The sequence below is a fragment of the Brumimicrobium glaciale genome (assembly GCF_004152935.1).
Taxonomy (GTDB): Bacteria; Bacteroidota; Bacteroidia; order Flavobacteriales_D; family Crocinitomicaceae; genus Brumimicrobium; species Brumimicrobium glaciale.
On record NZ_SETE01000004.1, the window covers coordinates 471,979 to 479,137 of the forward strand.

Sequence of the window (7,159 nt, forward strand, 5' to 3'; positions counted from 1 at the left end):
TTAGAGAAAATTGGGTTTATCGTTAATCTTAAATTAGACGATTTATTATAAACATCTTTCAGGCTTTTAAGATTGCTTGAGATACAATTAAAAGGTGCCAATATGGCTGAAAACAAAATTATCGATCAGGGAAATCCTGATTTTGACTGGGACGCGTTAGCAAACGAAGGGTATAGTCAAGCAAAACACGCTGAATACGCAGATACGTATGAAGCAACATTAACTTCTATCAATGAGAAAGAAGTAATTCTAGGAACTGTTGTTGCAATTACAGACCGTGAGGTTGTTGTAAACATTGGTTACAAATCAGAAGGAGTTATTGCAATTAACGAATTTCGTTACAAAGAAGACTTAGCAGTTGGTGATGAAGTTGTAGTATTTGTTGAATCTCAAGAAGACCGTAATGGTCAACTAGTAGTTTCTCACAAGACTGCACGTATGCACCACGCATGGGATCGTGTTAACGAAGTGTTGAAAACTGGTGAAGTTATCACTGGACACGTTAAATGTAGAACTAAAGGTGGACTTATCGTTGATGTATTTGGAATTGAGGCATTCTTGCCAGGTTCTCAAATTGACGTTAAACCTATCCGTGACTACGATATGTACGTTGGGAAAGACATGGAATTCCGTGTTGTTAAGATCAACCAAGAATTTAGAAACGTTGTTGTTTCTCACAAAGCGCTTATTGAAGCAGAGCTTGAAGAGCAGAAAAAACAAATTATCTCTGGTCTTGAAAAAGGACAGGTTCTTGAAGGTACAGTTAAAAACATTACTTCTTACGGTGTATTCATCGATTTAGGTGGTGTTGATGGTCTTGTTCACATTACAGATCTTTCTTGGGGACGTGTTAACCACCCAGAAGAGATTGTTGAATTAGATCAAAAATTAAATGTTGTAATTCTTGATTTCGATGACGATAAGAAACGTATCGCTCTTGGATTGAAACAACTACAAGCACATCCTTGGGATGCATTGGATGAGGGTATGAACGTTGGAGATACTGTTAAAGGTAAAGTAGTAGTACTTGCTGATTACGGAGCTTTCGTTGAAATCGCACCAGGTGTTGAAGGATTGATTCACGTATCTGAAATGAGCTGGTCACAGCACTTAAGAACAGCACAAGATTTCCTTAAAGTAGGAGATGAAGTTGAAGCTGTTGTTTTAACATTAGATCGTGAAGAGCGCAAAATGTCTCTAGGTATCAAACAATTGATGCCAGATCCATGGGAAGAAATTGAAAAACGTTACCCTGTTCAATCTAAGCACAATGCTAAGGTTCGTAACTTTACGAACTTCGGTGTATTTGTTGAATTAGAAGAAGGTGTTGACGGATTAATTCATATCTCTGACCTTTCTTGGCAAAAGAAAATCAAGCATCCATCTGAATTCTGCAAAGTAGGAGAAGAAATGGAAGTTATTGTTCTTGAAATTGACCAAGAAAACAGACGTATTTCTTTAGGTCACAAACAACTTGAAGAGAATCCATGGGATGTATTTGAAACTATCTTCGGAGAAGGTTCATTACACCAAGGTACAATCGTTGAACAAAAAGATAAATCAGGTATCGTATCTTTACCATACGGTGTAGAAGGAATTTGTCCTGCTAAGCACATGCGTAAAGAAGATGGTTCTAATGCGAAAGTAGAAGAAACACTTGAATTTAAAGTTATCGAGTTCAACAAAGATGCTAAGAAAATCGTTGTTTCTCACTTGAGAACATTTGAAGAAGGTGAAGATAAACCAACAACTAAAAAATCTAGCAGTAAGTCTGGAGGAGGTGGTAGTTCTTCAAAAGCAGTTAGTGATATCAACAAGAATTCTGAAAAATCTACTTTAGGTGATTTAGATGCTCTTGCAGCTTTAAAAGAAAAAATGGAAGGAAAGTAATTTTCTAACATCATAAATTAAAAAGTCCCGGTTCGCAAGAATCGGGACTTTTTTTTTGATTATTGTTTTGTAAGGTCGATTATTATGGGCGATTGGTAGGGTCGATTAGTAAGGGCGATTTTCAAATCGCCCCTACAAATCGACCCCACATTCTCAAATTATCCTTATTTTTATCTAAAAATAAATGCTCATGTTAATTATTACAGCCGTTTTTCTTATTATTTCTGGAGTTTTTGCAGCAATTGCTAAGGTTAGAAAAGACACAAAACCAAGTGAATTCATTGCTGTATATATTTTAGGGATAAGTACGCTTATTCTTACTAAAGACTATCTTCTAGATGCGTCAGGACCCAATCAGCTATTAACATTTCTCTTGATTGCTGTTTTGAGTGTAAGTTTTGCCGTTGGAGAAATTGTTAAGAAGAAACAGCATAAAATATTCTTGGGGATTCCAATAGTATTGAGTGGAGCGTTGTTCTTTTACCCACAATTGGCATCACACAGTTACTTGGGACATCAAATTGATGACTTAAATGTGTTATTCATAATTGCTATTATCAGTGCCATCACTCCTATTCTAATGCATTTTGTTAATGCTCTCATTCAAAAATTGGTAAGTAAATTCACTCCTATAAAATGGAACAAAACAGATGAACATTTGCTTGAAAGTGCTTTGGCTTTTGCTTTCATTGGCGGAATGGCTGCTTTAGGAGGTTTTCTATTGGGGAAACTTGGAATTTTAATAGCTGCTACCTTCTTCTTATCCACTTCTTTTATTGCTAGAAATAGAACATCAATTTCTCCAAGTATTTTATTAAGTACAAGTGGCGCAATGTTCTTAATCTCTGCAGCTTTAATTGTATTGGAACAAGCAGGATTTAAAGCACTAGACTTAACCAACGGAGAAGTGCTACAAGGTATATTTATGGCTGGATTTATCGCCGTACTTTATGAATTATTTATTCGTTTGGCGCAGCACAGAAGCGGTAAATGGAGAGGAATAATGATTACGAAGGCGATAACTGTTCCTCTTGGATTTATCTTCTTACTTGGTTTTGCTTACACCCAATTGGAAAGACTGGGTGGAGTGCTAACACTGACTGCTATGTTAATTGCTTTAGGTTTACTTTCTGTGTTGTACACAACATTTAAAACGGCTTCAAATATCATAGGATTGAAATTATTTTCGCTCGGCTTTGTGTTGATAATCGCTCCTTACTTCTCCCCTGTAAAACAAAGTTCAGGAATTGATTTAGGAGCACTTGGAATTGAGCAATCTAATGGTGAAACTTCCAACAAAGCACAAGGTCAAAGTTACCATGATAAATTAGACGAACCGAACGGACAAGATTTAACAAAGGCAATAGGATCATGGAAAATCGACGAAGAAATTTCGAAAATATTCTTTGAATTAGGCCCGCCAAGTGGAAGGGTTAATGGAGAGTTCAATAAGGTTAAGGGAAAGTTTGAAGTGACAGAAAATCCAGAAAATTCTACTATTAAAGTTATTTTACCTGTAAAGAATATTTCGACCTACAACTCCATGCGCGATGAATCATTAATGGATGAAGAATATTTTCATGAGGAAAAACATCCTGAATTAACATTTGACTCAAAAAGTTTTTCAAAAAAAGAGGATGGTTATTTAGTTGAAGGAACTTTTACACTTCTTGGAATAACAAATCCTATTGATTTGACATTAAAACTAGTCGGAGTGGGTGAAAAAGATGGAAATGAAATTATGGTGTTGTGGGGAAAAGCTTCGTTGAATAGAACGGATTATGGAATGCCTTCTTCAGCTAAAATTGGTGATGTTGTTGATTTTCATTTTGAAGTGCAGCTTACTAAATAGCAGCGATGGTTTATAGAGCTTACCGCAAAGTTAGAGGAGGATACGCCAAGTACGCAGAGAGAATAAAAAATAAAGATGTTGGTTTGGATCTTGCTTTCAATTCGTTTGACTGTGATTTTTGGCTTTACTTCGGTGACGTTTCCACAGGAATCATTGCCTTCGACAGTGCTAGTCAACCGATTACTCTCTGAAATGAAATTATTGATGTGGGGCCTTCGACGGGCTAGTCAACGGATTTCTCTCTAAATAGCACCGATGGTTTATAGAGCTTACCGCAAAGTTAGAGGAGGATACGCCAAGTACGCAGAGAGAATAAAGAATAAAGATGTTGGTTTGGATCTTGCTTTCAATTCGTTTGACTGTGATTTTTGGATTTACTTCGGTGACGTTTCCACAGGAATCATTGCCTTCGACAGGCTCAGTCAACGGGGTAACTCCTCGGTGACTAGCTTGTCGAAGGCGACGAAACAACGAAGCAAAAGACCTAATAATCAAGATTTTATACAAAATATTGAAATAGCTAAAAATGTTTATCGGACACCATATCCCAAAAAAGTTATGCATAACTTAGTATTTATTTCATAAAAGAGATCCTTCGGAAAACACTAAAAATTCGTTTTTTGTGTTTTCCGAAGGATGACAGTAGTTAGTACTGGATAGTGCTTTGGGGTAAAGACGAGAATAGTCATATAACCAAAATCTTCTTACATACACTATTTATAAAGCGATACAAACTCAAAAGCTCCACCATCAAAAAGTCCTTTGTCGCTCAATTTCAATTGTGGAATGACCAACAATGCACAAAACGACAAGGTCATATAAGGCGATGTAAGTTTCGCTCCTAATTCTTTTGAGCGTTTGTCCAAATATTCGTAACGTGCTGCTACTTTTTCTCCATCGTCTGTTGTCATAATTCCAGCAACTGGTAATCCTAGCACTTCTTCTTCCGTTCCATTTGCTAAGGAAATTCCGCCTTTTTCTTTAATGATTAAATTTATTGCTTTTTGAATATCGATATCATTTGTTCCAACGGCAATAATGTTATGACTGTCATGTGCCACGCAAGATGCAATTGCTCCTTTTTTTAATCCGAAGTTTTTGATAAATGCAACTGACGGATCAGCATCGAAATAACGATTGACCACAACAATTTTTAAAATATCATTTTCAACATCTGATAACAATTCATCGTTTTCAGATTTTAAAGTGTGCTCTGTTTCTTTCGTAACTAATTGACCATCTTCCACAACAATTACGCGCACTTTATAGCCAATTGCCGGCACTTGTAATTGCGCTATTTTAACTGGAGAACAATTAAAGTTATTCGGAACGGCTGCTTCTACTCTTGGAAATTTAACTTCATCATTTTCAAAAACAATATTTCCGTCGATAAGAGTTTGCTTGACTTTAAAGTTTTTCAAATCTTCAACTACGCAAAAATCAGCTGGGTCTCCAACTTTAAGTTGACCCACATCCATATTGTAATGTTCGATCGGATTTAAACAAGCGGCTTGTAAAACATTGTATAAATCACAGCCTTTTGCAACTGCTCTAGCCACGAGTTGATTGATATGTCCAACTACAAAATCGTTGGGATGTTTATCGTCTGAACACAACATTATTTCATTCGGAAATTCATCTATCAACGTGTAAAGTGCTTCGAAATTCTTAGCTGCACTTCCTTCACGAATCAGAATTTTCATTCCGTATTTCAATTTATCGAGTGCTTCTTCTTTGGTAAAACATTCATGATCTGTTTCTATTCCTGCTTCGATGTACTTTTTAGCATCTTCTCCTCTTAATCCTGGCGCATGACCATCTACTCTTTTGTTGAGACTTTTTGCCAATTCAATTTTCGCCATAACGTCTTTATCACGGAAAAGAACTCCAGGATAATTCATCATTTCTGCCAGATAATTTACACGTGGTAATTCGAACAAAGCGCGAAGATCTTCTAAACCAATCTCTGCTCCTGCTGTTTCAAAAGTTGTAGCTGGAACACATGAAGGCGCTCCAAAAAAGAATTTAAATGGTGTTTTATTTCCATTATTCACCATATACTCTACTCCGCTTCGTCCTAAGACATTTCCTATTTCGTGCGGATCAGAAATCGTAGCAACAGTTCCTTGTTTTACAGCCAATCGAGCAAATTCTGAAGGAATCAACATTGAACTTTCGACATGAACATGTGCATCTATAAATCCTGGTAAAATGTATTGGTTTGGAACAGTATCACAAGGAGTAATTGAATGAATCTTCCCCTCTTTGATTTGAATTGAACCCTTGATGATTTGTTTGTTCGGAATGTCTAAAATGTGCCCTTTGAATTCGGTCATGTAATTTGTTTTGGACAAAGATAATTATGAATTACGATAATTACGAATTACGAATTGAAAAATAAAGGTTGCTGAGAGAATTGTCAATTTCGAATTCCAAATTAATAATTAAGAATTAAAAAAATGCCTCGGATAAGAATTTCGATTTGAAAAACTGGTTCTACTACGAATTTAGTGTAATATCGCATGCCATTGAGAATAAACCTTAAAGACTTTTCTAGTAATATACTTTTTTAAAATCCGCGATCATCTGTGTTGCTAAAACGGTGACTGAGCATTCTAAGATATAACCTAAATATTTTGATGTAATTTTCATTCTTTTAAAAACGTTTTCCATTTGCCGCATTGCCTTCGACAGGCTCAGTCAACGGATTGCTCTTCGGTGTCTTCGGTGACTGAGCTTGTCGAAGGCCCGTGTCATCCGCGTTCCATTACAGCGCATCCAAAAAGATCAACCAAAGTTCTTAGGTTTTTCTTTCTTGATGATCGAGAAACAATAGAGCTTTTACAAAGAGATTATGAAGGTTACGGTTACGCTGAGTATCCCCATAAGTTTGATTTGTCTTGGCGATTTGGAGTTGGGATTAACTTTTAAGAATAACAGCACGATTTGCTAATCGAGTAGACGGCTCCGCCAGATAAACTGACGGAGTACGCCTCTCACACCACCGTACGTACGGGTCTCGTATACGGCGGTTCGTATCTTGGTGGATTAAACGACAAATGAAGTTCCAACATTCCAATATATCCACGTTTCTTTAGCCTTGAAATAGTAATTGTAGTCACTAAAATAGGACTTTGTGCGACTGCCCATCCTCCCATTCGGGTTCGACTGTAAGCGTATGCATGGTCTTGGTCAATTCCTAAACGAATAAGATTCTTTCTCTTCCGTTCAGGCTTCTTCCAATGATGCCAAATGCAATAGCGTAGTCGGTTCCGCAACCATCCGTCAATATCTCTAAGCTTTCCTTTGATACTTGTTCCACGAAAATAGTTTAACCATCCGCGTTGAACTTCGTTAATCTTTTGGATACGCTCTTCAAAAGTCATCGGAGTGGTTTTTCGGGTGAAGACTTTTAGT

The 7,159-nt window shown here is 36.8% G+C and carries 6 protein-coding genes; 4 read left to right on the top strand and 2 right to left on the bottom strand.

What is annotated here, in order from left to right:
* Positions 1–102: 102 nt before the first annotated feature.
* The 4 genes from rpsA (at position 103) to ERX46_RS11745 (ending at position 4,327) form a co-directional block, all read left to right on the top strand.
* Positions 103–1,890, top strand: a complete 1,788-nt coding sequence (rpsA, locus tag ERX46_RS11735) for a 30S ribosomal protein S1 (protein WP_130094061.1) — start codon at positions 103–105, stop codon at positions 1,888–1,890.
* 190 nt (positions 1,891–2,080) lie between these two features.
* Positions 2,081–3,742 (top strand): YceI family protein, encoded by a 1,662-nt coding sequence (locus tag ERX46_RS11740; RefSeq protein ID WP_165366221.1) that lies wholly within the window; start codon positions 2,081–2,083, stop codon positions 3,740–3,742.
* 5 nt (positions 3,743–3,747) lie between these two features.
* A complete protein-coding gene (locus ERX46_RS17515; protein WP_165366222.1) occupies positions 3,748–3,933 on the top strand; it encodes a hypothetical protein in 186 nt (61 codons plus the stop codon).
* Between the two features lie 64 nt (positions 3,934–3,997).
* Positions 3,998–4,327: a hypothetical protein gene (locus tag ERX46_RS11745; protein ID WP_130094063.1), complete on the top strand. Its 330-nt coding sequence runs from the start codon at positions 3,998–4,000 to the stop codon at positions 4,325–4,327.
* A gap of 128 nt (positions 4,328–4,455) precedes the next feature.
* On the opposite strand, the gene ade is transcribed toward ERX46_RS11745, so the two are convergent.
* Both ade and ERX46_RS11755 read right to left on the bottom strand, forming a co-directional pair.
* Positions 4,456–6,078, bottom strand: a complete 1,623-nt coding sequence (ade, locus tag ERX46_RS11750) for an adenine deaminase (RefSeq protein WP_130094064.1) — start codon at positions 6,076–6,078, stop codon at positions 4,456–4,458.
* Positions 6,079–6,738: 660 nt separating this feature from the next.
* A partial coding sequence (locus ERX46_RS11755) for a group II intron maturase-specific domain-containing protein (RefSeq protein WP_317127196.1) occupies positions 6,739–7,159 on the bottom strand: 421 nt, incomplete at its 5' end.

Excerpts from the sequence above, each read along its gene's own strand:
- rpsA (WP_130094061.1), top strand. The coding sequence starts at position 103 with ATGGCTGAAAACAAAATTATCGATCAGGGAAATCCTGATTTTGACTGG.
- ERX46_RS11740 (WP_165366221.1), top strand. The coding sequence starts at position 2,081 with ATGTTAATTATTACAGCCGTTTTTCTTATTATTTCTGGAGTTTTTGCA.
- ERX46_RS17515 (WP_165366222.1), top strand. The coding sequence starts at position 3,748 with ATGGTTTATAGAGCTTACCGCAAAGTTAGAGGAGGATACGCCAAGTAC.
- ERX46_RS11745 (WP_130094063.1), top strand. The coding sequence starts at position 3,998 with ATGGTTTATAGAGCTTACCGCAAAGTTAGAGGAGGATACGCCAAGTAC.
- ade (WP_130094064.1), bottom strand. The coding sequence starts at position 6,078 with ATGACCGAATTCAAAGGGCACATTTTAGACATTCCGAACAAACAAATC.